Origin of the sequence: [Brevibacterium] flavum (assembly GCF_019317305.1) — a bacterium.
Classification (GTDB): Bacteria; Actinomycetota; Actinomycetes; order Mycobacteriales; family Mycobacteriaceae; genus Corynebacterium; species Corynebacterium glutamicum.
In genome coordinates this window covers 2,960,060-2,981,511 of sequence record NZ_CP079240.1, presented here as the reverse complement: position 1 = coordinate 2,981,511, position 21,452 = coordinate 2,960,060, and the positions used below count along the sequence as shown (strand labels likewise).

Annotated in this window: 18 protein-coding genes; 12 read left to right on the top strand and 6 right to left on the bottom strand. The window is 53.3% G+C overall.

Annotated elements, in window-relative coordinates; translation table 11 throughout:
• Nucleotides 1-26 precede the first annotated feature (26 nt).
• Both KW808_RS14390 and KW808_RS14385 read right to left on the bottom strand, forming a co-directional pair.
• The gene (locus KW808_RS14390; protein WP_003853549.1) at nt 27-329 is read right to left on the bottom strand and encodes a monooxygenase; all 303 of its coding nucleotides are present in this window, start codon (nt 327-329) and stop codon (nt 27-29) included.
• 116 nt (nt 330-445) lie between these two features.
• Nucleotides 446-592: a restriction endonuclease subunit R gene (locus KW808_RS14385; RefSeq protein ID WP_331428991.1), complete on the bottom strand. Its 147-nt coding sequence runs from the start codon at nt 590-592 to the stop codon at nt 446-448.
• A gap of 584 nt (nt 593-1,176) precedes the next feature.
• On the opposite strand from KW808_RS14385, the gene adhP reads away from it, so the two are divergent.
• The 6 genes from adhP (at nt 1,177) to KW808_RS14355 (ending at nt 9,721) form a co-directional block, all read left to right on the top strand.
• The gene (gene adhP / locus KW808_RS14380; RefSeq protein ID WP_499652261.1) at nt 1,177-2,214 is read left to right on the top strand and encodes an alcohol dehydrogenase AdhP; all 1,038 of its coding nucleotides are present in this window, start codon (nt 1,177-1,179) and stop codon (nt 2,212-2,214) included.
• Between the two features lie 312 nt (nt 2,215-2,526).
• The gene (locus KW808_RS14375; protein WP_003862786.1) at nt 2,527-4,014 is read left to right on the top strand and encodes a DUF3375 domain-containing protein; all 1,488 of its coding nucleotides are present in this window, start codon (nt 2,527-2,529) and stop codon (nt 4,012-4,014) included.
• Nucleotides 4,011-4,649: a DUF4194 domain-containing protein gene (locus KW808_RS14370; RefSeq protein WP_003862788.1), complete on the top strand. Its 639-nt coding sequence runs from the start codon at nt 4,011-4,013 to the stop codon at nt 4,647-4,649. Before KW808_RS14375 ends, KW808_RS14370 begins: the two co-directional genes overlap by 4 nt.
• Nucleotides 4,646-7,981 (top strand): ATP-binding protein, encoded by a 3,336-nt coding sequence (locus KW808_RS14365; RefSeq protein WP_003862790.1) that lies wholly within the window; start codon nt 4,646-4,648, stop codon nt 7,979-7,981. Before KW808_RS14370 ends, KW808_RS14365 begins: the two co-directional genes overlap by 4 nt.
• Nucleotide 7,982: 1 nt before the next feature.
• Nucleotides 7,983-9,089: a Wadjet anti-phage system protein JetD domain-containing protein gene (locus tag KW808_RS14360; RefSeq protein ID WP_003862793.1), complete on the top strand. Its 1,107-nt coding sequence runs from the start codon at nt 7,983-7,985 to the stop codon at nt 9,087-9,089.
• Between the two features lie 71 nt (nt 9,090-9,160).
• Nucleotides 9,161-9,721: a nucleosidase gene (locus tag KW808_RS14355; RefSeq protein WP_011015392.1), complete on the top strand. Its 561-nt coding sequence runs from the start codon at nt 9,161-9,163 to the stop codon at nt 9,719-9,721.
• A gap of 43 nt (nt 9,722-9,764) precedes the next feature.
• On the opposite strand, the gene KW808_RS14350 is transcribed toward KW808_RS14355, so the two are convergent.
• Nucleotides 9,765-11,195, bottom strand: coding sequence for an AI-2E family transporter (locus KW808_RS14350; protein WP_003862797.1), 1,431 nt, complete (start codon nt 11,193-11,195; stop codon nt 9,765-9,767).
• Between the two features lie 339 nt (nt 11,196-11,534).
• Between KW808_RS14350 and dnaK the strand changes: the two genes are divergently transcribed.
• From dnaK to exaC, 5 genes are all read left to right on the top strand, one after another.
• Nucleotides 11,535-13,391: a molecular chaperone DnaK gene (gene dnaK / locus KW808_RS14345; protein WP_003862798.1), complete on the top strand. Its 1,857-nt coding sequence runs from the start codon at nt 11,535-11,537 to the stop codon at nt 13,389-13,391.
• Complete coding sequence (gene grpE / locus KW808_RS14340) at nt 13,392-14,048, top strand: nucleotide exchange factor GrpE (protein ID WP_003862799.1); 657 nt, start codon at nt 13,392-13,394, stop codon at nt 14,046-14,048.
• Nucleotides 14,049-14,252: 204 nt separating this feature from the next.
• Nucleotides 14,253-15,440 carry a molecular chaperone DnaJ gene (dnaJ, locus tag KW808_RS14335; RefSeq protein ID WP_003862800.1) on the top strand — a complete coding sequence of 396 codons (1,188 nt, stop codon included), beginning with the start codon at nt 14,253-14,255 and terminating at the stop codon, nt 15,438-15,440.
• A 31-nt stretch (nt 15,441-15,471) separates the two neighbouring features.
• Complete coding sequence (locus tag KW808_RS14330) at nt 15,472-15,912, top strand: heat shock protein transcriptional repressor HspR (protein WP_003862802.1); 441 nt, start codon at nt 15,472-15,474, stop codon at nt 15,910-15,912.
• 323 nt (nt 15,913-16,235) lie between these two features.
• Nucleotides 16,236-17,756, top strand: a complete 1,521-nt coding sequence (gene exaC / locus KW808_RS14325; protein WP_003862803.1) for an acetaldehyde dehydrogenase ExaC — start codon at nt 16,236-16,238, stop codon at nt 17,754-17,756.
• Between the two features lie 59 nt (nt 17,757-17,815).
• On the opposite strand, the gene KW808_RS14320 is transcribed toward exaC, so the two are convergent.
• Both KW808_RS14320 and KW808_RS14315 read right to left on the bottom strand, forming a co-directional pair.
• Nucleotides 17,816-18,952, bottom strand: a complete 1,137-nt coding sequence (locus KW808_RS14320; RefSeq protein ID WP_003862805.1) for an alpha/beta hydrolase — start codon at nt 18,950-18,952, stop codon at nt 17,816-17,818.
• Nucleotides 18,952-19,197, bottom strand: a complete 246-nt coding sequence (locus KW808_RS14315; protein WP_011015384.1) for a hypothetical protein — start codon at nt 19,195-19,197, stop codon at nt 18,952-18,954. The genes KW808_RS14320 and KW808_RS14315 overlap by 1 nt, the downstream gene beginning before the upstream one ends.
• A gap of 92 nt (nt 19,198-19,289) precedes the next feature.
• Between KW808_RS14315 and KW808_RS14310 the strand changes: the two genes are divergently transcribed.
• Entirely contained in the window at nt 19,290-20,090 is an 801-nt protein-coding gene (locus tag KW808_RS14310; RefSeq protein WP_003862811.1) for a carbon-nitrogen hydrolase family protein, read from the top strand.
• Nucleotides 20,091-20,156: 66 nt separating this feature from the next.
• On the opposite strand, the gene KW808_RS14305 is transcribed toward KW808_RS14310, so the two are convergent.
• Nucleotides 20,157-21,314 carry a hypothetical protein gene (locus tag KW808_RS14305; protein ID WP_003862813.1) on the bottom strand — a complete coding sequence of 386 codons (1,158 nt, stop codon included), beginning with the start codon at nt 21,312-21,314 and terminating at the stop codon, nt 20,157-20,159.
• Between the last annotated feature and the right edge of the window lie 138 nt (nt 21,315-21,452).

Below are 21,452 nucleotides of genomic sequence, written 5' to 3'. Positions count from 1 at the left end.
GGGGATTTTGTGTTTTTAGAAGTGGGTTAGAGTTTTGCGTGGTCGATACGGGAGAGTCCCTCGTTAACCTCGTAGGAGGTTGCGGTGATTTCGGTAATTCCGAAACTGTTGAGACGTGCGGTGTGCTTAGTTACATAAGCTTCAGCGCTGGCGACATCGGTGAAAAGGTAAACGCCACCGGCAATTTGGCGTTCAGGGTCTTCGGTCCACACTTTCCAAATCAATCCTGGCTGCTCGGCGATATCGGCAGCAAGGTCGGCGTAGGCGGTTTCAGCATCGGCACCGAACGGGCCGGTGGAAGGGAATTCAAATACGAGTAGTTCTGACATTGTCCCAGGGTACAGTAATTTTATCCAGAAGCCCCGGTGGTGCTGTTAATCCGATCGATGCGTGTTTTCAGGTCGTAAACTACTGATTGGTTGCTGTTTGATGAGGTGATTACATTTCAATATGTAGTAAATGACTCTTGGAAAAGATCAGAGAACTCGAGATAACCTCCTTTGATCAGACCCTTTTCGATTTTCTTGATAAAACTGTTCTGGTTGGTGCTAAGAGTTGATCCCCTAATTAGATCTGCGAACTCTTCGCGCACGGCACTTTCATCTAAACCAACTAGATGACGGATGAAGGCTAGAATGCGATCGCCACGCAAAGGATTTGGGTGTGGGTTGCTGCTTTCTAAAACAGCATTAGAGCAACCCTGGGAATGTCATTGCGTGCTGCATGCCCGTTGAGCCTATCTAGTAGGTGCGGCGCGCGTGCCTTAATTGCCCGCTGGGGTGGTGGGGAATGGGTGGCTGGGGGCGTCGAAAAGCATCTTTGATGCTTTTAAAGGGAATTGTGTGAATCTTGGAAAGCTAATTGAAAAACATTCCCATTAGTGGGTGATTTGCTGGAGTTTTGTGAATCTATTTTTCGAAATTTCAGCGTGCGGGGGTGGTTTGTTTTTTTACAATTGCCAGTTCATTCACGGTTGTTGAAATGTTCGGGGGTAATAACTCAACTTTCTATTTTCACCTTATTGGGATTTTGCTAGGGTGGACGATGGCAGCAATTGAATGTTGTAAATCACACAATTGCAAGGATTGTAATTTAAGGCACATCTATGTCGGTGTGAAATTACATGTGCCAGAAGAGCAATTTGCCAAGTAATCCAAGCGAGAAGGAGTGAGTTTTATGACCACTGCTGCACCCCAAGAATTTACCGCTGCTGTTGTTGAAAAATTCGGTCATGACGTGACCGTGAAGGATATTGACCTTCCAAAGCCAGGGCCACACCAGGCATTGGTGAAGGTACTCACCTCCGGCATCTGCCACACCGACCTCCACGCCTTGGAGGGCGATTGGCCAGTAAAGCCGGAACCACCATTCGTACCAGGACACGAAGGTGTAGGTGAAGTTGTTGAGCTCGGACCAGGTGAACACGATGTGAAGGTCGGCGATATTGTCGGCAATGCATGGCTCTGGTCAGCGTGTGGCACCTGCGAATACTGCATCACCGGCAGGGAAACTCAGTGCAACGAAGCTGAGTATGGTGGCTACACCCAAAATGGATCCTTCGGCCAGTACATGCTGGTGGATACCCGATACGCCGCTCGCATCCCAGACGGCGTGGACTACCTCGAAGCAGCGCCAATTCTGTGTGCAGGCGTGACTGTCTACAAGGCACTCAAAGTCTCTGAAACCCGCCCGGGCCAATTCATGGTGATCTCCGGTGTCGGCGGACTTGGCCACATCGCAATCCAATACGCAGCGGCGATGGGCATGCGTGTCATTGCGGTAGATATTGCCGATGACAAGCTGGAACTTGCCCGTAAGCACGGTGCGGAATTTACCGTGAATGCGTGTAATGAAGATCCAGGCGAAGCTGTACAGAAGTACACCAACGGTGGCGCACACGGCGTGCTTGTGACTGCAGTTCACGAGGCAGCATTCGGCCAGGCACTGGATATGGCTCGACGTGCAGGAACAATTGTGTTCAACGGTCTGCCACCGGGAGAGTTCCCAGCATCCGTGTTCAACATCGTATTCAAGGGCCTGACCATCCGTGGATCCCTCGTGGGAACCCGCCAAGACTTGGCCGAAGCGCTCGATTTCTTTGCGCGCGGACTAATCAAGCCAACCGTGAGTGAGTGCTCCCTCGATGAGGTCAATGGTGTGCTTGACCGCATGCGAAACGGCAAGATCGATGGTCGTGTGGCGATTCGTTTCTAACGGATTGTGTTGAAACTGCTCTGAAGCTACTTTGAGGCGGTTGCTTCAGAGCGGTTTGGCTGAAAATGTGATGAACTTTGGCTGAGCTTTCGTCGCTTTTGTAGTTCTCGACATTCTCATCGTTCTCATCATTGAAAAGTCACGCTTCTCCTTATATATAGCTGGTTCATAGCCAGTTAAAGGAGGGGCGTGGCTTTTTGCTGCTTAAGGCATGAACCTTTGTTTGAAGTTGGTGCGGTGATGGGGGAGTGTGACCGGATTCGAACAGGAATGTACGACACGTGTCCACCCCTTCTGGAATAGTCAATTGGCATGACCGTTGTATCGCACGCGCTTGGGTTTAAGCGATTTAGGCAGGAATCCCTAGAGCTGTCTTTGTTGCGCAGTGACAACTTTCCGGTGGTGCTTGCCGTGGTGGCGCAGTATTTTCCGCAGGGGGCTATCGCTAAGCCAGCCTCAGAGCTGTATCAGCTGCTCAGCGATGATTTTCGAGTGCTGCGGGAAGAAGGATTTGAGCTGCCGAAAAGCCCGTCGGATTATGTCAGCGATTGGGTGAAGTCCCGGTGGTTTGTGCGTCGTCCTGGTAGTTCGCAGACTGGTGAAACCGTAGAGCCGAGTGAAGAGCTGTTGGCAGTGCTGGATTCGGTACAGCGGTGGGATAACCCGCATCGAAGCATTTCGGCGTCTCGAATTGAATCGTTGACGCAAGCGCTTCAGACTTTGGCGTTGGAATCAGATCCCAGCACGGCGAAACGTTTGGCTGAGTTAGAGCGTGAACGCGACAGGATCGAACGCCAGATTGAAGCGGTTCACGCTGGTGAATTTGAGGTCCTTACCACTGTGCAGATAGGTGATCGGGTAGCGGATATCTTGGATCTGGCGGCTTCTATTCCCGCAGATTTTGCCAGGGTTCGGCATGAGCTGAGCGATTTGAATCGGAAGCTGCGCAGGCAGTTGCTTGATCCTGAAGACTCCCGTGGTGATGTTCTAGAAGAGATCTTCAGGGGAGTTGATCTGATTGGGGATTCCGATGCGGGGCGCAGCTTCAATAGTTTCTTTGATGTTTTGTTGGATCGCGAGCGTTCAAGTCTGATTGATCGATGGATCAGAGAAGTTCTAGGACGCGATGAGGCTATTGATCTGGATGCAAAATTACGGACAGGGCTGTACCGAATTTTCCGGGATATGGAGGATGCCAGCTTCGAGGTCAACGGGGAAATGACAGGACTGGCTCGAAGTTTGCGTCACTATGTCACTACCGAGGAGTTCGCAGAGAGCCGACGCATGATTCAGTTGCTTCGCGATACCCGCAGTGCCGCAGCTAAGGCTGCCGAGGCTGGTGAAGTGACCTCGCTCAATCATATGGACACTCCACTCGTGCGCATCGGTATGGATGTGCGCTCCATTGCTGGATTGAAGTTGAAAAATCCAGGTGAAGAACGCGTCGAGGATCTGCCGGAGCCAGTTGAAGAGCAAGAACTAGACACGGAAGTCTTGCTGGAACAGATTCGAGCAAGCGAGATTGACTTTGAAGAATTGGAAGAAGCAGTTGGTTTAGTTCTTGCTGAGCAATCGCATGCCACGATCACCGAGGTACTGGAACATTTCCCAGCAACTCAAGGCCTCGCCAGCATTGTTGGCTTGTTGTACCTAGCGATGCGTGATGGTGTTTCCACAGGTCACGCGCAAGTAGTGGAGTGGGAAAGTGAATCTGTCCTGCATCGGCGACGGATTACGGGATGGCAATTTATCAGGGGTTTAAACAGTGAAGATTTGGCAGAAAGCGAGATGAATAAATGAATGATCAGCTGTGGGAAGGCGACACGGGAACGCTGACTTTTGGGTCCAGGAAAGCGCTGGTGCAATTACTTAAAGGTCCCATGGTTAATGCTTTGCAGCACGTTGAAGTGTGGCGGGCCATCACCACAGATCAAGATGCGCTCAATGCTGTCCTTAACAATCTGTTCCTCGAGTTGGTTCTTGATGAGGATGCGGGTGTTGCATTTACTCGGCCTGCCAATGGTGGACAAGACGTATTGGTTGGAAATAACAAAACTGAAGCGATGCCCAAAGTGCTGCGCACGGAGACGCTGTCGCATTTTGATACGTTGATCATTTTGATTCTGCGCCAAGAACTCACCATGGCACCTCCGGGGGAACGAGTCATTGTGGATCGTGAAGAAATCCGCGAACAAGTGTTGCTCTACCGCGTTGATGAAGAACGAGATGAAGCCAAATTAGCCAAACGATTCGACGCTGCGTTTAGGCGCATCGTGGATTATTCATTGGCTAAAAAGACAGAGACACCTGAACGTTTTGAGGTCTCACCAGCACTGCGCCAGATTTTTGATGCCGACACCGTGGCAGGTGTGCGCGCTGAGTACGAAAAATTTAACGAAGCAGCCCATGACGGAAATGAAGAGGAAAAGAAGTGACCAGCGAACAAGCTTTAGATCCTATCCACCCAGGTCAGTTCCGTCTTTCTCGGATTCAGTTGATCAACTGGGGAACCTTCCACGGAACGGTGGACATTCCTGTGACCAGGGAAGGAATCTTAGTTACCGGTGGTTCGGGATCAGGAAAATCCACGCTGATTGATGCGATCACGGCGGTATTGCTTCCGCAAGGAAAGCTGAGGTTTAACTCTGCCGCACAAGCTAATACTCCGCGGAATAAGGGACGCAGTTTGGTTACCTATATCCGTGGCGCTTGGCGTGCGCAGGAGGATCCGCTGCAGGATCAGATTGTTTCTACCTACCTTCGCCCTCGTGCTACTTATTCACTGGTTGGATTGACTTATTCCAACGGTGAAGGCGTCGAGCACACCTTGGTGGCTATTTTCTATCTGAAATCGGGACACAATTTAACCTCCGATATCTCTTCATATTATGGTGTGTTTCCCGTTGATCAAGACATCAATGCGCTGCTGGATTTCTTGAAAGAGGGCATCGATAAACGCCAGATCAGAGCCGCTTTCAAGGACGCCACCTTTAGTGAGCAGCATTCTGTATTCTCCGGCAGGTTTAGAAGCCGTTTGGGGATCTCCAGTGAGGAAGCTTTGCTGTTGTTGCACCGCGCGCAGTCGGCGAAAGATCTTCAAAGCTTGGATGATCTATTTCGGGATTACATGCTGGTGGAACCGGATACGTTCAGCATTGCCAAAACTGCCGTGGAACAATTCCAAGACCTTGAAGGTGCTTATGAGCAGGTCGAAGATATTAAACGGCAGATCCACACCCTGGATCCTTTGGTGCAGCTGAAGAATCGGCGAGAGAAAGCGCAACAGTCCAAAGATCATGCCAATGCACTGAAGAAGGCGCTGCCGACCGTCGGGAATCGCATTAAGAAGGAAGAGCAAGAAACGCTGGTTCGACAATTTACTGTCGAGCAAACGCAGGCGAAGTCGAAGGTGGAGTCCGCCAAAATTGAGACAGATCGTGCCCGCGAAATGGAAACCCTCGCGCACGACAACGTCAAACAAATTGTGGGGGCGCAGCATGGAATTTTGAGTGCGAAGAGGGAGGGAGCCGTCGATAAGCTAAGAACAATTAGCGCTGCGCGTGCTGGCCTGGACGCATTGGTTAAGGGGCTGGGCGGTACGGCGCCGGAATCGGCGGAGGAGCTTTTGGAGCTCAACAACGCTGCGCGGCTGACCGTGGATGAGTATCCGGCGGCGAGGGAAGCGCTTGAATCTGCAGGTCAGAGGAATGTAGAGGACCGAACCCGTGCGGTTGATGAGTTCAAAGCGGCGGATCAAGAGCTGTCTTCTTTGAGTAAAGGCAGCAGTAATATTGAGTACCGTTTGCTGCAGGTGCGGGAAAATTTGTGTCAGGATTTGGGCGTGAGCCCGCGGGATATGCCCTTTGCCGGTGAGCTGATTGATCCGAATAATGCGGAATGGGAACCCGTTGTGCAGCGCATTTTGGGTGGTTTTGCTGCGGAAATGTTGGTTCCTCATGGGTTGTTGCCACGGGTTCGGGATTGGGTAAATGCCAAACATTTGGCAGCGCTGCTGAAATTCAACGGCGTGGTGACAACGGGGGAGTACAAAACCTCGCGTTTTCCGGCGGATTCCCTGATCCGAAAAGTTGATGTTGTGGAGTCGCCGTTTCGAGATTGGGTAAATCAAGAATTAGGCAAGCGTTTTAATATTCGGTGCGTGCGCACTCCTGAGGAATTGTCGGCGCTGGGGCCACGCGATCAGGGCGTGACTATTTTGGGTGTGCGAAAATTAGCGCAGCAGACAGGCGATCCGACGACGCGTTGGGAAAAAGATGATCGCCGAAAGCTGGGGGATCGGTCCACATACCGTTTGGGTTCCACCAATGATGCCAAGGTGGAAACGCTTCGGGAAACCGTGAAAGCTGGCAAAGCAGTTGTGCAGGCAGCTGATAATCGCATTGCTGCAAACCGCGCTGAGCTGCGGGAACTTGAACGGCAGTATCAGGCTTCGCAAGAAATCTTGAAGGTGTCGTGGGCTCAGATTGATGTGGAATCAGCCGACGCGGCGATTGCTGAGCTGGACCGATTGCTGGAAGAGCTGAACAACACTCCAGAGGCCACTGAGCTTTCCGCGCGCCATGAGGCAGCAAAGCAGACGCTTGCGAGGGTTTCTGACTTGCTTGTCGCAGCTCAGAGTGAGGAAACCGTGGCGTCGATGAACCTGAAACGCGCCGAAACTGAATTGAAACGGCTCGAAAGCCTGCCGGTTACGGAGGTTTCTGAAGAAATCGCGCGGGAAGTGGAGAAACTATTTCTTGCCAACACCCGCCGGGTTCACGCCGCCAACGTGGATGAGCAGACCATTGCGCTGCGCGAGGATCTGGACAAACAAATCGATGCCAATGAGGCAGAACTTCGACGTTGTGAAAACCAAATTGTTGGCATTTTGCGCAGCTATATTGAAACGTGGCCTGCGAACCGCGCTGACTTACAAGCCGAACCTGAGTTTGTTGGTGAGGCCATCAACCGCCTCGGCGAGCTTCGCAGCGATCGTTTGGCAGAATTCACGGCTAAATTCCTAGGGCTCATGAACGAGATGTCTACCCGAAACCTCGGCCAAATCTCGCGGCGTCTACGTGATGCGCGCCGGGAAATCGAGGAGCGCATCGAGCCGATCAACGCCTCCTTGGCGCAGTCGGAATTCAACGAAGGTCGCTTCCTGCACATCGACATCCGTGATCAAAGTGGTCCGATTGTGAGGGAATTCCAGCAGAAACTTGATGCCGCTACCAGCGGTGACCTGGGAACCAGTACCGAGAAACAAGCCTTCGCCCGTTATGCGCTGATCGCTGAAATCATTTCCAAACTCGCCTCCCACGACTCCGCTGACGCCCGCTGGCGCAACACCGTTCTAGACACCCGCCGCCACGTTCGCTTCATCGGCCTCGAGCGCGATTCCGACGGCGCAACCGTCAACACTTACGTCGACTCCGCTTCACTTTCAGGCGGACAAGCCCAGAAGCTGGTGTTTTTCTGCCTCGCCGCTGCCTTGCGCTACCAGCTAGCCGAACCCGGCGCCCACTATCCCACCTATGCCACCGTCATTCTGGACGAAGCCTTCGACCGCGCCGACCCCGCCTTCACCCGCCAAACCATGAACGTTTTCCACAGCTTCGGCTTCCACATGGTGCTCGCCACCCCGCTGAAACTCATCCAAACCCTCGGCGATTATGTCGGCTCCACCATCGTGGTCAGCTACACCGAAAAACCAAACGCCCAGGGCGCAATCCAGGGCAATTCCAGTTTCTCTAGGATCGAGAAATAACATGCCATTGCTTATCGACGACGCCCTCCACCGCAGCAAAAAATACTTCCACGCGCACTTAAGCGAGCTGCTCCTCGGCGAATTTGCAGGCCTCAGCCTGCCCCTGCACCCACCGACGGCAGCTAAAGCCGCCGCCGATATTGATGCCACGAGGGAATTTATCCGCCAATGGGAGGGACGCGATGACGTGGAATATGCCGTGCGAAACTGGTCTCCTGTGGGCTTAGGTAAAACTGAAGTACCCGTTAGGCTGACGTTGAACACGATTGAGGAATTAGTTGTGTTTGCGCAGGTAGAGGATGAATGGTCTTCACTTCACGAGAGGTTTTCACAGCTGTCTGGTTTTACAGCGGAGGTGGTGGCGAAACATGTGTCGCTGTGGCGTTCGCTGTCTAACGAGGATCTCTCCAAGGCGGTGTTAGTTGTGGAATGGTTTTTGGAGAACCCCAACTCTGGCCTGCTGAAACGCGCAGTCGCGGTTGAAGGCGTGCACACTAAATGGCTTGAAAACCACCGCGTACTCATTGAAACGTTAGTGGCCGACAAACGTGGTGAACCTGGTCGTGCCGATCTTGGACTTGGTGACGCCGAAGCTCGCGTCCGGCTCCGCTTCCATTCCGTAGATGCTCCCGCTGGGCTCACAGACATTGAAGTACCGCTTTCCAACCTGTGCGAATTACAAGAACCGCAAGTAATTCTGATGGTGGAAAACCTCGATTCATTTCTCGCTTTACTCACTTGGCCGGGCGTAACAATTGCTTGGGGTGCGGGCTACCGTGCAGTAGACATTGTTCGAGGACCCTACTTTTCTAATGGTCGGTTGCTGTACTGGGGTGACCTTGACCTGGACGGTTTCAAAATTCTCGACGGCGTCCGCAGCCACGTTCCCCACACCGAATCCGTGCTGATGAACCCTGAAACCGTCTCCCGGTGGCGATACCTTGGCGTTGCCGACCGAGAATTCAAGGCAGAAAGCTTTGACAACCTTCACGATTTTGAATCTGACGCACTTGACCTACTCATTACAGACGGTGAGCTCCGCATTGAACAAGAACGCATCCGCCTCGATGTTGCTGTTGAAGAAATCGAGAAAGTAATTCGTGGGTGAAGTTGTTTCAGAGTTGTTTTTTATTAAACAACTCAGCCTGTAACCTCTTGGTCGTTCTATGCTTGGTCACCATGACTGAGACTCTTTTTGTATCCGCCACAACTGAGGAAGCGGTGTATCTTCCAGATGGAATCGACTTGCTGGTGACTGGCATCGGAACGACCGCAGCAACGATGATTTTGACTAAGGAGTTGGCTACTCGGGAGGTGCTTCCTGCCCGAATTGTCAATATTGGTACGGCGGGAGCTTTGGTGGATGGATTGGCTGGCGTATACGAGATCGAATACGTTCTGCAGCATGATTTCAGTAGCGAGTTAATCGCTGAAATGACAGGAAAGCCATGCTCAAATGGTTCAACTTTGGCCACGAGTGGGCACTTCCCAGTAGCGAGTTTGGCAACAGGAAACTCATTTATTGCAGATTCAGAAACCCGCAACCACCTGGCCACCCGGGCCTCCCTCTGCGATATGGAGGGCGCGGCGCTGGTGGGCGTCGCAAAGCATTTTGGTGTTCCGATTACGCTGCTGAAGCAGGTTAGCGACAGCGCGGATGAGGAGGCTTCGGGGTCGTGGTTTGATGCGGTCGATGCGGGCGCACGACAGTTGGCGGAGGCTGTGAAGGAGTTTAAATAACAAAAACCCGATGCCTGGCGGCATCGGGAGTGAGCATTATTGGCTAGCTTTCTGAGTCTGCTTTTTCTGCAGTGGCAGATGTCGGCTTCTTGCGGCCAAGGATGGCGAATCTGCTTCGAATGGCAGCAAGGGTTTCTTGGCCATTGAGGCTGGTTGGGGAACCTTTCGCCGTGGCGATCTCAATGTCATCACTGGTGATCTCACCGGCGCGCAAAGCAACCATTTCAGAGTGGTAGCGCACCCAGACAGCCAACGTCGCGGCTACTGGAACAGCCAAGAATGCGCCGATGATGCCGAACATGGTGGAGCCGACGGTGACGGATAGCAAAACAACCGCTGCGTGCAGGTTCATGGCCTTGGACTGCAGGAATGGGGACAAGATATTGCCCTCGATCTGCTGAACCGCCAGGATCAATACAAGTACCAAAAGCGCATTGGTCACGCCGTTGGTAACTAGCGCGATGATGACAGCCAGGGCGCCTGCAGACACCGCACCGACGATGGGGATGAAGCCCGCGAAGAATGTGATGACCGCGAGCGCGAGGGCCATTGGGACGCCAAGAAGCAGCAATCCGATACCAATGAATATTGCGTCAACCATGGACACCAATGCCTGAGCACGGATGAATCCGGCCAAGGTATTCCAGGTACGGGTCAGGACTTCTGTGAGGTGCCAACCTGCGTTTTCACCAGTGAAGCCGCGCATCCATGGCAGGAAACGAGGACCGTCTTTGAGGAAGAAGAAGGTCAACACCAGCATCACTGCTAGCGTGACAACGATGGATGATGCAGTTGACAGTCCAGAGAACACACCAGAAGCAATGGTGGAAGACTGTGATTGCAGCATGGATGTTAGGTCATTGAGCGCGCCTTCAAACTGTGAGATATCAAAGTTAAAAGGTGGGCCCTGAACCCAATCCATTAGATCTTCGATACCAACAGTTGCTTGGTCTACCACTTGCTTTGTCTGGGAAGACACGCTTGGCGCGATGGCTGCAAAAACTCCGCCGATGAGGGCGAAGAAACCCAAAATTGTGATGACAACGGCGAGCGCCGCGGGAATCTTATGCTCGCGCAGCCATTTCACTGGTGGCCATAGCACGGTGCAGACTAGAAGTGCGAGGACGACTGGGAGGATGCCAACCCAGATGAAGCCCAGCATACGAAGTGCAATGACGCCGGCGATAACCAGCACGATGAAGCGCAATGCCCATCCGGACAGCCAGCGGCCGTCCCTGCCCAAAATGACAGAGCGGTCGGTAGTTCCTTCAGAATCAGCCTCGACAGTTGCTTCGGCATTAGGGGGAACCGCCGACTTCTGGGTATTTAGCGGTGGCTCAAAATTGCCTTCAATCGCGTCTAGGACGGTGTCAGGCAAATCTTTCGGAGGGATGGTGCTTTTTGCATCATCCCTTTTTGGGGTGTTTCCTGATTCTGTGCTCACAAAAATCACTATGCCACAGGTGTGGGACACGGGGTGTCCCTCTAAAGTTTATGGCTGTTAATTTTGCGTGAGACTTGGTGTCAAAGTTGAGTGGGACCTGTTGAAAACAGCTCTTATCTTCCCTGATTGGGTGGTTGAAAATTAGGGGTAAACCCGGATTTTTTCTCAAGTGAAGCACTTTGACCTGTGTAAATTAAGAAAGTTGAGTCTAGTGGGAACAACTTTGTGGCATTTACCGTTGCTATATATGTAAGCTTGAGTCAGGCAGGCTCAATGAGGAGTTTTTCTTACCGGCGAAAGTCGGTGGGAAGCAAGTCAAAGCTCAAGCCGTGGACAATACTAAAATCACCTAAAACAGGAGGCACCATTATGGGACGTGCAGTAGGAATTGACCTTGGAACCACCAACTCTGTGGTTTCCGTACTTGAAGGCGGCGAGCCAGTAGTTATCGCAAACGCAGAAGGCTCACGCACCACCCCTTCCGTCGTTGCATTCGCAAAGAACGGTGAAGTTCTAGTCGGCCAGTCCGCTAAGAACCAGGCAGTCACTAACGTTGACCGCACCATTCGCTCCGTCAAGCGCCACATCGGCACCGACTGGTCCGTTGCTATCGATGACAAGAACTACACCTCACAGGAAATCTCGGCTCGTACCCTGATGAAGCTGAAGCGCGACGCTGAAGCATACTTGGGCGAGGACGTCACTGATGCTGTTATTACCGTTCCTGCATACTTCGAGGACTCACAGCGCCAGGCAACCAAGGAAGCTGGCCAGATCGCAGGCCTTAACGTTCTGCGTATTGTTAACGAGCCAACCGCGGCTGCACTTGCATACGGCCTTGAGAAGGGCGAGCAGGAGCAGACCATTCTGGTATTCGACCTCGGTGGCGGCACCTTCGACGTCTCCCTCCTAGAGATCGGCGACGGTGTTGTTGAGGTTCGCGCAACCTCCGGCGATAACGAGCTCGGTGGCGACGACTGGGATCAGCGTATCGTTGACTGGCTGGTAGAGAAGTTCCAGTCCTCCAACGGCATCGACCTGACCAAGGACAAGATGGCCCTGCAGCGTCTGCGTGAGGCAGCTGAGAAGGCAAAGATCGAGCTGTCCTCTTCCCAGAGTGCAAACATCAACCTTCCTTACATCACCGTTGATGCAGACAAGAACCCACTGTTCTTGGATGAGACCCTTTCCCGTGCAGAGTTCCAGCGCATCACTCAGGACCTCCTGGCCCGCACCAAGACTCCTTTCAACCAGGTTGTTAAGGACGCTGGCGTGTCCGTCTCGGAGATCGACCACGTTGTTCTCGTCGGTGGTTCCACCCGTATGCCTGCTGTTACCGAACTGGTAAAGGAACTGACCGGTGGACGTGAGCCAAACAAGGGTGTTAACCCAGATGAGGTTGTTGCAGTTGGTGCAGCACTTCAGGCCGGTGTTCTCCGCGGCGAGGTCAAGGATGTTCTTCTTCTTGACGTCACCCCACTGTCCCTCGGCATTGAGACCAAGGGTGGCGTGATGACCAAGCTCATCGAGCGCAACACCACCATCCCTACCAAGCGTTCCGAGACCTTCACCACCGCAGAGGACAACCAGCCTTCTGTTCAGATCCAGGTCTTCCAGGGCGAGCGTGAAATCGCAACCGCCAACAAGCTGCTCGGATCCTTCGAGCTCGGCGGCATCGCACCTGCACCACGTGGCGTCCCACAGATCGAGGTCACTTTCGACATCGACGCCAACGGCATCGTCCACGTCACCGCAAAGGACAAGGGTACTGGCAAGGAAAACACCATCACCATTCAGGACGGCTCCGGTCTCTCCCAGGATGAAATTGATCGCATGATCAAGGATGCTGAAGCTCACGCTGATGAGGACAAGAAGCGCCGCGAGGAGCAGGAAGTCCGCAACAACGCTGAGTCCCTGGTTTACCAGACCCGCAAGTTCGTTGAAGAGAACTCCGAGAAGGTCTCCGAAGACCTCAAGGCAAAGGTCGAAGAGGCAGCCAAGGGCGTTGAAGAAGCACTCAAGGGCGAGGACCTCGAGGCAATCAAGGCTGCAGTTGAGAAGCTGAACACCGAGTCCCAGGAAATGGGTAAGGCTATCTACGAGGCTGACGCTGCTGCTGGTGCAACCCAGGCTGACGCAGGTGCAGAAGGCGCTGCAGATGACGATGTTGTTGACGCTGAAGTTGTCGAAGACGACGCAGCTGACAATGGTGAGGACAAGAAGTAAATGACTACCCCTAACGGAATGCCCGACAATCCTGGGGATCCTGAAAATACCGATCCAGAGGCAACCTCTGCTGATCGTGCTGAGCAGGCAGCTGAAGAAGCAGCTGCCCGCCAAGCGGAGGAATCTCCATTTGGACAGGCCTCAGAGGAAGAAATTTCTCCAGAGCTCGAAGCAGAGATCAATGATCTTCTATCAGATGTTGATCCAGATTTGGATGGCGATGGTGAAGTGTCCGCTGTAGAAACACAGCTTGCCGAACGCACTGAGGATCTGCAGCGAGTCACCGCAGAGTACGCCAACTACCGTCGACGTACCGAGCGTGAACGCCAGGGCATCATCGACACCGCACGTGCCAGCGTTGTTACTCAGCTGCTGCCACTGCTCGATGATCTGGATCTTGCCGAACAGCACGGTGACCTCAACGAAGGTCCACTGAAGTCACTGTCTGACAAGCTGATCAACATCCTGGGTGGATTGAAGGTGGAATCCTTCGGCGAGATCGGCGAAGCATTCGATCCAGAGATCCACGAAGCAGTACAGGATCTCTCACAGGGTGATGTCAAGGTTCTGGGAACGGTACTCCGCAAGGGATACCGCCTCGGCGACCGCGTCATCCGCACCGCAATGGTCCTCATTGGGGATCCAGAGGAGAGCTAGAGAGACTAAGTCTCTTAGTGGTTTCCGCCGTTGTCCACGGTCCACAGATGGAACTCCTTGAACAACACCGGCGGATATCCTTGAAGTAATAAATACTCAAAGGTATCCGCCGGTGTCCGGACAACAAAACTTGCAACACAAGATAACTTAAGAAATTACATACAATTCACCGCATATAAGACTCATGGAAGGAGGGGATGCCCAGTGAACAACAGCGAATGGGCAAATAAGAACTATTACGCAGACCTGGGGGTCTCCTCGTCCGCTTCAGAAGATGAGATCAAAAAGGCTTACCGCAAGCTCGCCAGGGAAAATCACCCAGATAAAAATCCAGGTGACAAGGCCGCTGAAGATCGATTCAAAAAAGCGGCCGAGGCATATGACGTACTTGGTGATGACAAGAAACGAAAAGAATACGACGAGCTCAAAGCACTTCTAGCTTCTGGTGGAATCCGCGGAGGATTCGGAAGCGGAGGTGCGGGATTCCCCGGCGGGTTTCGCACGTCGACGGGAGGATTCGACACCTCAGACCTCTTCGGAGGAGGACAAGGTGGAGGGTTTTCTACGGACGGCGGTTTGGGCGATATCTTCGGTGGCCTTTTCAACCGCGGCGCTGGTTCTCACCAGTCAGCTAGGCCGACGCGGGGGGCGGATGTAGAAACCGAAATAACTCTCTCGTTTGTTGAGGCAGCGAAAGGCACGACCATCCCAGTGGAACTTACCGGCGATGCGCCCTGCAACACCTGCCACGGATCGGGCTCCAAATCAGGCCACCCCGCAAAATGTGGAGCCTGTGATGGAACCGGATTCACCTCTGAGAACAAGGGTGCTTTCGGATTCTCCGCTCCATGTGCAACCTGTGGTGGCGCTGGTGAAGTAATCATTGATCCTTGCGATAACTGCCACGGCCGAGGCACCGTCCGGAAGTCTCGTTCCATCACCGTGCGTATCCCAACTGGTGTGGAAGATGGACAGAAAGTTCGTCTTGCAGGCCAAGGCGAAGCAGGACCAAATGGCAAACCAGCGGGCGATCTCTTTGTGAAAGTCCACGTGAAAAAGGACGATGTGTTCACACGCGACGGCAGCAACATTTTGATCACCATTCCCGTGAGCTTCAGCGAGCTGGCTTTGGGTGGTGCTATTTCTGTGCCAACGCTCAACAAGCCTGTAAAACTCAAGCTACCTGCGGGAACGCCAGATGGTCGTACTTTGCGTGTACGCGGTCGCGGTATCGAAGCACGTGATTCCACTGGTGATCTGCTTGTTACAGTCCAGGTTTCTGTCCCGAAGAATCTGGATGACAACGCTGCGGAAGCTCTCCGCGCATATGCTGAAGCAGAAACTAATTCAGGTTTTGATCCCCGCGCTAACTGGGCGGGCCAGAACCGCTAGACGTTCTCTTTGAGAAAGGAGGTGACGAAACATGGCATCCACACCGAAAGAATCCAACGATGAAGGTCAGTTTGACCGTGTCGATTTTCAAGGGGAAGTCTTCGTTATCTCTGTCGCAGCCGAGCTTGCCGGCATGCATGCCCAAACTTTGCGAACCTACGATCGCATGGGTTTGGTCACCCCGATACGCACTCGCGGAGGCGGTCGCCGTTACTCCCGCGCTGACGTGGAATTACTCCGAGAAATTCAGCATCTCAGCCAGGAGGAAGGCGTAAACCTCGCCGGAATCAAGGCGATCATCGAACTCGGCGAAGAAAACCGAAACCTCAAAGAATCCCTGCGTAAGGTCACAGCTGAGAATGAGCAGCTCAAAGATCAATTACGCAGCGGGCGTCCGCGTGGCGAGCTGGTGCACGTGCCCCGCTCCACCGCGGTGGTCATGTGGGAACGCCGCAAGGGGCGTTCCAAGTAAAAACATGCTTGTCGACGCCACTTTCTAGCAAATTAAGCGGGCACCTCCATTTATCTTTTGGAGGTGCCCGTTTCGTGCTTTCGCCAATTAGATACATGGATAACCACCCGAACAGGGGGTAATAACTTTTGAAAGGCTTTCGGCGTTGAGCTGCGAGAATTTTGAGAAAAAGGGGGTGAATTTAACAGGGGTTCTAGCGCGGATTGATTTTCGTGAATATGGTGGCTGCTAAGCGTGCGAATGTGCGCGTTATCACAATCGTTGACCAAGTGTCACCTGACGCACAGGTAGTGCTCAGGTGGAGGTGGCCCAAAGGAGACCCAATGACTGTCTACGCAAATCCAGGAACCGAAGGCTCGATCGTTAACTATGAAAAGCGCTACGAGAACTACATTGGTGGCAAGTGGGTTCCACCGGTAGAGGGCCAGTACCTTGAGAACATTTCACCTGTCACTGGTGAAGTTTTCTGTGAGGTCGCACGTGGCACCGCAGCGGACGTGGAGCTTGCACTGGATGCTGCACATGCAGCCGCTGATGCGTGGGGCAAGACTTCTGTCGCTGAACGTGCTCTGATCCTGCACCGCATTGCGGACCGCATGGAAGAGCACCTGGAAGAAATCGCAGTTGCAGAAACCTGGGAGAACGGCAAGGCAGTCCGTGAGACTCTTGCTGCAGATATCCCACTGGCAATCGACCACTTCCGCTACTTTGCTGGCGCGATCCGTGCTCAGGAAGATCGTTCCTCACAGATCGACCACAACACTGTTGCTTACCACTTCAACGAGCCAATCGGTGTTGTTGGTCAGATCATTCCTTGGAACTTCCCAATCCTCATGGCTACCTGGAAGCTCGCACCGGCACTTGCTGCAGGTAACGCGATCGTCATGAAGCCAGCTGAGCAGACCCCAGCATCCATTTTGTACCTGATTAACATCATCGGCGATCTCATCCCAGAGGGCGTCCTCAACATCGTCAACGGACTCGGCGGTGAAGCAGGAGCTGCACTGTCCGGCTCTAATCGGATTGGCAAGATTGCTTTCACCGGTTCCACCGAGGTCGGCAAGCTGATCAACCGCGCTGCATCCGACAAGATCATTCCTGTCACCCTGGAGCTCGGCGGTAAGTCCCCATCCATCTTCTTCTCCGATGTTCTGTCACAGGATGACGCCTTCGCAGAGAAGGCAGTCGAAGGCTTCGCGATGTTCGCCCTCAACCAGGGTGAAGTTTGTACCTGTCCTTCCCGTGCACTTGTTCATGAGTCCATCGCTGATGAATTCCTCGAGCTTGGCGTGAAGCGAGTTCAGAACATCAAGCTGGGTAACCCACTTGATACTGAAACCATGATGGGTGCTCAGGCGTCCCAGGAGCAGATGAACAAGATCTCCTCCTACCTGAAGATCGGCCCAGAAGAAGGCGCTGAAACCCTCACTGGTGGCAAGGTCAACAAGGTTGATGGCATGGAGAACGGTTACTACATTGAGCCCACCGTTTTCCGCGGCACCAATGACATGAGGATCTTCCGCGAGGAAATCTTCGGACCGGTCCTCTCTGTTGCTACCTTCAGCGACTTCGATGAGGCCATCCGTATTGCAAACGACACCAACTTCGGCCTCGGCGCTGGTGTCTGGAGCCGTGACCAAAACACCATTTATCGTGCAGGTCGCGCAATCCAGGCTGGTCGAGTTTGGGTCAACCAGTACCACAACTACCCAGCTCACTCCGCTTTCGGTGGGTACAAGGAGTCCGGTATCGGCCGTGAGAACCACCTCATGATGCTGAACCACTACCAGCAGACCAAGAACCTGTTGGTCTCCTACGATCCAAACCCAACCGGACTGTTCTGATCTAAGCGTTAAGTCCTAGAAAAGCTGCCTCACACATCCTCCAGTGTGCGGCGGCTTTTCTATTTGCCGCGAACCACCTCCGCCACATTGCCCAGGAACTCCTGGTCATTCCAATAACCGGAATGCGTTGAGGGCGAATCCCACACTGTTGCACCGAATAGGGCAGCGGTGGGATCAGTGCCGTGGATGCCGTCATATTGGGTGCCGGCAAAACCGATGGGATCAGCAGACCCTGTTACCGCATACACAGGTGCACCAAGCTGGGAAGAGTGCGAGACACCCGCGCCGGGACTGCCAACCAATACCAACGCATCGGCACTGAGCTCGCCGGAAGACGCAGCTTTTCCCACCACTGTGGAACCGTAGCTGTAGCCCATCACTACTTTTCTTTGGTGGGGATTGCGGGACTGTAGTGCCGCTTGAAACCTCTGGAGATCCGAGGCAGCGCGATTCGCTGCCGCGCCGGATACCGCAGCAGGAATCGAAGCGGGTGCTTGATATCCCAGCCACAACACCGTTGCGGAACCGGTGGAAGCAGATACTGTGCGGGCACGGTCAACATATGTATTCCACCCTTCTGGGTTGGAGGAACCCACACCTGCCACGATGGTGGTCACGGCCGCAGCCTTATCAATGTCTCCAAACGACGCCACGAGCGAGCCGTCGCCGGCTTCTAAGATCTGCATATCGGGATGGGCTTCGGCTAAGGCACGGATTTCTGGTGGGGCATTCACCAGATGAAATTCGTGGATTGCTGAGGCTGGAAGAGTGCCAAAATCGCCCAGATGCTTCAATGGTTCTGGAGCAATCGCTGTGCACAACGCGTTGATCTCGCGTGCACACATGAGGTCTAAAAGGCTACTCAAGCTGGCAATATATCGAAGCATGACGGTGAGCGTTATAGATTTATCGGCTTGTTTTTCCAGTACATCAACATAGCCTTCCAAAGTGCGTAGGAAATCAGCGGTGTTGAAAAGCGTGGATGCGGTTTTGTGCATTTGTTCCACGATGTTCACTGTGGGTCGGTTGTAATCGACAAGCTTGATAAAGCCCTGGATAAGGGAGCTGGCAGAGGTCATCGTTTCGAGCTGCTGCCAGGACTGCAACCGGTCAGTGTTTGATTCGTGGAGCGCACCTGCGACGGCGGTGAGTGATGTGGCTATGCCTTCTAATTCTGAACTTTTGAGGGCGAGCATCAGTGCAACTTATTCAGTGTGTGGCCAAGATCGACGTCTATGTTGAGCATCTGCTCGCTGACAGTGCGCATATCGGAAAGATGATTGTTGAGATGGAGGTTGGCGTCGAAAAGCAATAGACGCCAGTGTTGATTCGCGCTGCTCAGTGCGGTGGCCGTGTGGCTGGGCGTGCAGTTAAGTGTGGGGCTGGGATAGGTGATGTCGCGGTGGATGAGGTGATTGGGGAGGTCGGTTTGTAGGTACATGCTGCTGATTCAAGTGGTTTTTGCGATGCTGGGCAAGAAGTGATCACGCGAACCTGTGTATAACTTGCCTCAAAGCGCCTAGGCTGTGGATTATGCGTATTGCCTTGCTTCAGATCTCAACGAATTCCGATAAGATGGACAATTTCGCCCTCCTGCGCGATGCCGCTGTAAAAGCCGCGGAACAAGGGGCTAGAGTGCTGGTGTTTCCGGAGGCGACTTCGCAAAGTTTCGGCACTGGGCGCCTTGATACTCAGGCAGAGGAATTAGATGGTGAATTCTCCACCGCGGTACGAAAATTAGCCGATGAGCTGGACGTTGTCATCGTTGCGGGCATGTTTACCCCAGCTGATACCGTGCAGCGCGATGACAAAACCATTTCGCGAGTACACAACACTGTGCTTATTAGTGGTGCTGGATTGCATCAGGGGTACCGCAAAATTCACACCTATGACGCGTTTGGTTATAGAGAATCGGATACCGTGAAACCGGGCGATGAACTGGTGGTATTCGAGATCGACGGGATTAGTTTTGGTGTGGCTACGTGCTATGACATTCGATTCCCCGAACAATTCAAAGACCTTGCCCGCAAAGGTGCACAGATAATTGTGGTTCCCACGTCGTGGCAAGACGGTCCTGGAAAATTAGAACAATGGGAAGTCCTCCCTCGCGCGCGTGCACTGGATTCCACCTGCTGGCTCGTAGCGTGTGGGCAAGCGCGACTTCCAGAAGAATTACGCGATGAACGAAAAGGCCCTACGGGGATTGGTCATTCCATGGTGACAAACCCACACGGTGAAGTAATTGCTAGCGCGGGTTATGAGCCAGAAATGTTGATCGCGGATATTGATGTCAGCGGTTTGGCCAAAATTCGGGAGGCATTGCCTGTTCTTTAACCACTCTCTAAGGAATCACTCGTTGGGCACGTCGGCGCTTCTGATTGGTCAGCCCGGTGAGGCAACCTAGAACCCTAAAATCTCAATCTGCTGGGCCGGAGTTCCACGCCTAATCATCGCGCGCCGAACATCCCGAGCCCACGATTCAGGGCCAGCAATTAACACGTCGCGGTCGGCCCAAGCACCTGCTTCGGTGACGATCTTCGCCATCGAACCCGTTTGATGCAAATGCAAACCCCTCGGTGGCTGCGATGCTTCGGTGGCTTGAACCCACCACGCATCCTTGTCATGCGTTGACACCGGTACGACAGAAAGCCATGGGCTGGCTGCAGCAAAATTCCACATGCCGGTGAGTTCATACAGCTCACCGGGGTAGTCGGCACCGACGAAAAAGTGCAAACGTGGAGGTGCCGCTTGGTTCATCAGCTCAAACATGTAAGAGCGAAGAGGAGCTAGGCCCGTTCCATGTGCAATAAATAACAAATCATTGCCGGAACTAATTTTGCTTTGTCCGAAATCTCCACGACCGGGGCCAAGTCGCCATTTATCGCCAGGGCGTGTGGTGGCTAAAAGTCCAGCGATATCATCTGCGTCTGATTGGATGTGAAACTCCACCTGCCCCCATTCGTTAGTGGGGATCGAAGGGCACAGGTAGCGCCATGTGTTGGGCAGAAAATCCGCAGTTGCTGCAAGATATTGTCCCGGTAGGTAGGGCAGTTGCGTTTCAGCTTGCATGCGCACGACGGTGAACCTACGGCTGCGCTTTTCAACTTCTACAATTTCTGCCTGATATGAGGCAGGAATGTGTGCCTCATCAGCTTCACGAACCGCCTCGACGGAAACAGCCGTGGTTGCAGCAATCGCACGCTCGGCAAACAGCACATTTTCAAAGGGAAGATCCTCGCATAATGACAATAGTTCGCTGCGCACGGCCTCACCCAAAGCGCTGTGCATTTCTGGGGTCAGGCCAAATCGACGCGCATCTAACGCCGCTTCTTTAAAAAACTCCAGTGTTTTGTCGTCTACTTTCCCTTCCTCACCAGTGCCTTCCAACAGCGCACTCACCATTTCGGCGATGCTGATATGAGTCGCATCATCCGCAGTGGGAAAATGCCCACGAGCCTGTGGCGCGAGCGTTAAAAGTTTCGCCTGAACGGCGCGAAGAAAATCTTGCGCGTTATCCTCAACGAGTCGCGCAACAGAAGAAACAGGGCGAGGTGTCACACTCCCTATTGTGCACCTAATCAAGGTAAAAGGTGCGCAGCCACGGCTACGCGTGTCAGGCGTTTCTTGCTTTTCGACGCCTCCCTCCTCACCCAATCCTTCCCGCGAGAAGCCCTCAAACCGTCGAGAATAACAAAA